At 66.8% G+C, this 3,416-nt stretch carries 2 protein-coding genes and 2 pseudogenes; 2 read left to right on the forward strand and 2 right to left on the reverse strand.

Annotation, left to right across the window (positions count from 1 at the left end):
- The first annotated feature begins 231 nt into the window (after positions 1-231).
- Complete coding sequence (locus ACZ418_RS42820; protein WP_468374292.1) at positions 232-2,037, forward strand: IS481 family transposase; 1,806 nt, start codon at positions 232-234, stop codon at positions 2,035-2,037.
- Between the two features lie 160 nt (positions 2,038-2,197).
- Positions 2,198-2,992 carry an NUDIX domain-containing protein gene (locus ACZ418_RS42825; RefSeq protein ID WP_468374289.1) on the forward strand — a complete coding sequence of 265 codons (795 nt, stop codon included), beginning with the start codon at positions 2,198-2,200 and terminating at the stop codon, positions 2,990-2,992.
- Here the strand turns inward: ACZ418_RS42825 and ACZ418_RS42830 are convergent.
- Together ACZ418_RS42830 and ACZ418_RS42835 are read right to left on the reverse strand one after the other, a co-directional pair.
- Positions 2,976-3,320: pseudogene (locus ACZ418_RS42830) on the reverse strand (XRE family transcriptional regulator); the annotation flags it as partial. The gene ACZ418_RS42825 and the pseudogene ACZ418_RS42830 overlap by 17 nt on opposite strands.
- Positions 3,317-3,416: pseudogene (locus tag ACZ418_RS42835) on the reverse strand (IS481 family transposase); the annotation flags it as partial. The pseudogenes ACZ418_RS42835 and ACZ418_RS42830, both read right to left, overlap by 4 nt.

The raw sequence follows: 3,416 nt of genomic DNA on the forward strand, positions 1-3,416 counted from the left end.
CAAGTCCGGCGAACACAACCGCCGAAAGATCGTCTAGGGCAGACGTCAAGCATCACCCGACGCCAACCCGTCAACCATCAACTGAGACTCGACATCCCGGGTGAACGTTGTCGGATCCCGGTAGATGCTTGACAGTTCGGTCCCAGCTGATGGTTGACAGTGGCCGTGATCGGCTTTTCTGTGCGCGTCGTTGCGGCGCGTGGCAGGAGGCCGGGATTGGCGCTGGTGGAGTTGTCGGTTGTCGAGCAGAGATACCGGGCTGTCCTGGCCGTGCTGGCGGGAGCGACGGTGACCGAGGTCGCCGCGTCGCTTGGGGTGTCCCGGCAGACGGTCAGCGGCTGGAAGTCCCGCTATGAGACCTCCGGTCTGGCCGGGTTGGCGGATCGTTCGCGCAGGCCGGCGTCGTGTCCGCATCAGGCCTCTGCCGAGGTGGAGACGGCGGTGTGCGAGCTGCGGCGCAAGCATCCGAAGTGGGGTCCGCGGCGGATCGCTCATGTGCTGGAGCGGTCCGGGACGGTGAGCCCGGTGCCGTCGCGGATGACGGTGTATCGGATCCTGGTCCGTCATGGGCTGGTGGAGCCGGGGGTGCGGCGGAGGAAGCGGTCGGATTACAGGCGCTGGCAGCGGGACCGGCCGATGCAGCTGTGGCAGATGGACATCGTCGGCGGCGTGATGCTGGTCGACCCGGTCACCGGTGAGTTGACCGAGGCGAAGGTCGTGACCGGGGTGGACGATCATTCCCGGTACTGCGTGATCGCGTCGGTGGTCGAGCGGGCGACCGGGAGGGCGGTCTGCGCGGCGTTCGCCCGGGCTTTGCATGTGTTCGGGGTGCCGGAGGAGGTGCTGACCGACAACGGCAAGCAGTTCACCGACCGGTTCGGGCAGGGCGGTGAGGTGTTGTTCGACCGGATCTGTCGGGAGAACGGGATCGCGCATCGGCTCACCCAGCCGGCCTCGCCGACCACGACGGGCAAGGTCGAGCGGTTCCATCAGACACTGCGGCGCGAACTCCTCGACGACTGCGGCGCGTTCGAGAGCATCGAGGCGGCTCAGGCGGCGCTGGATGCGTGGGTGGAGGAATACAACTCCATGCGTCCGCATCAGGCCCTGGACATGCAGTCCCCGGCGGACCGGTTCGCCCCGGTTGCTGAGCAGGAGCGGGACGTGTTGGGCCTGAAGATCCCCGGAGTGCTGGCGATGGTGCCGCAGCAGCGGACACCTCCTGCGGAGCGGGATCCGGTTGAAGTGTCGCCCGCGTCGGTCAGCCTTCCTGGGCTGGTCCCGGCGGCGGTGCCGGTGGAGGCCGGTGGGCCGGTGGAGTTCGAGCGGGTGGTGCCTGCGAGTGGGAATCTGCAGGTCGCGGGCAAGCAGTTCTGGCTCGGGCCGGCCCGTTCAGGGCTGACGGTGACTTTCTGGGCGGATACCTCGGTGATCCATCTGCTGGTCGCCGGGATGCGGATCAAGACCGTGCGGTCGCACTTGTCGGTGGCGGATCTGGGACGGCTGGCCGTCCAGGGCGGACGTGCGGCCGGACCGGCCCCGCTTCCGGCCGGCGGTGGGGCGGCGTTCGAGGTGGACCGGGTGGTGAACAACAGCGGCCTGGTCGGCCTGGGTGGGCACCAGGTGCTTGCGGCGGAGATCCTCGGAGGGCGTCAGGTGGGTGTCCGGATCGATGAGGAGACGTTGTCGTTCTTCGACCTGTCCTCGCGGGAACTGCTGCGGGTGCGGCCCAACCCGCTGACCAGCGAGGAAGTCCGCAGGCTGCGGGGACTGCGGCCGGCCGGACCGCCGCCGCGTCCGGGCATCGAGCCCGTGCGGGTGCAGCGGCGGGTCAGCGCGGTGGGCACGGTCATGGTCTGTCGGCAGGTCGTTTCCCTCGGCCGACCGTACGCAGGGCAGACCGTGACCGTGCACGTCTCTGACTCCACGATCAGCGTCGAGCTGGACGGCCAGATCCGGGTGATCCGGCGCACGACCGACGTCCCGGTCCGTAACGTGAAAGCGAACAAGCCCCACGGGGCTCCCTACATTGTCTAGGCCCACCGTCAAGCATCACCTGGGACCAGAACGTCAGGCATCAGCTGGGATCCGACATCCCGGGTGAACGTCCCGATCCGGACGATCTACTCACGTGAGTAGGTGACCGTTACGCTTAGCGGGTCACCGCAACTCAACCTGTAGGGAGCGTGCGCACCGGATGGGGCCGAAGTCGGAGCGGGTCTACCGCACGATCCGCGAGTGGATCTCGACCGGGAAGTACCTGCCTGGCTCCAAGATCCCGTCTGAGCGGACCCTGTCCGAAGAGCTGAGCATCGGCCGGACGGCTCTACGGCAGGTGCTGGCGAAGCTTGTTGCCGAAGGCACCATCGAGGTGCATGGACGTAGTTCCTACCGGGTGCCTGATCGCTCTGTGGCCACGAAAGCGCCGGCCGATGTGGAGCGGTGGCAGATCCATGGTGAGCGGACGCTGTACGACAACCGCTGGGTGAAGCTCAGCCTCGTCGACGTGGAGCCGCCCGGGGTCCAGCGCTTTGAACATCACGTCGTGAAGCTACATCACGTGGCCATCGCCGCGGTCATCGACGACCAGGACCGCGTCCTGATGTTGTGGCGCTATCGCTTCGTCCCCGACTCCTTCGGCTGGGAGCTCCCCGGGGGCATCGTCGACGAGGGCGAAGAGCCCTTGCAGACGGCGTTGCGTGAGGTTGAGGAAGAGACCGGGTGGCGTCCGGATGCTCTTGAGCACGTGGTCACGTATCAGCCCATGGTGGGCATGGTCGACTCGCCGCATGAGATCTTCGTGGGCAAGGGCGCCAAGCTGGTTGGGGACCCGACAGACTTGGAAGAGGCCGGACACATCGCGTGGGTACCTCTATCCGACGTTCCTGGCCTCATGGCGCGGGGGGAACTCATGGGCTCGGGCACGCTTGTGGCTCTGCTGCATGTCCTGTCTTCGCGTGGCGCCGGCGCTTCTCCTACAACCGCTGCGTGAGCTGTTCGACGCGGCGTCGCTGACGCACTGAACCCGTGCGACTCGCAATAAGGCGGGCATGGCGCAGATGCTCTTGCGCCTGGTCGTACTCGCCGCGGGCCATGTGCGCCTGCGCCAGATCGCAGCGCAGTCCTGCGGATGCTCGGATGAAGGTGGGATCTGCCGTGTCGAGTGCCGTGTAGAGGCTGCCCACCGCTTCGTCATCCCCGATGAGGGCAAGCGCGTTGCCGCGCCAGCGGGTGAGGTGTCCTTCATTCAAGAAGATGCTCAGCATGTCTGGGTCTCGGGCGTCTTTGCCTGGAGGCAGGCATCGCGTAGCCCGCTCTAGCTGTATTGACCTGAAGCGTTGTTCACGCGGCTGATCGGTGGGTGGCCGCCGAGTGCGGTGTGGCAGCGGTGATGGTTGTAGGTGTGCAGGAAGTCT

This window comes from Streptomyces sp. NPDC030820 (assembly GCF_055572075.1).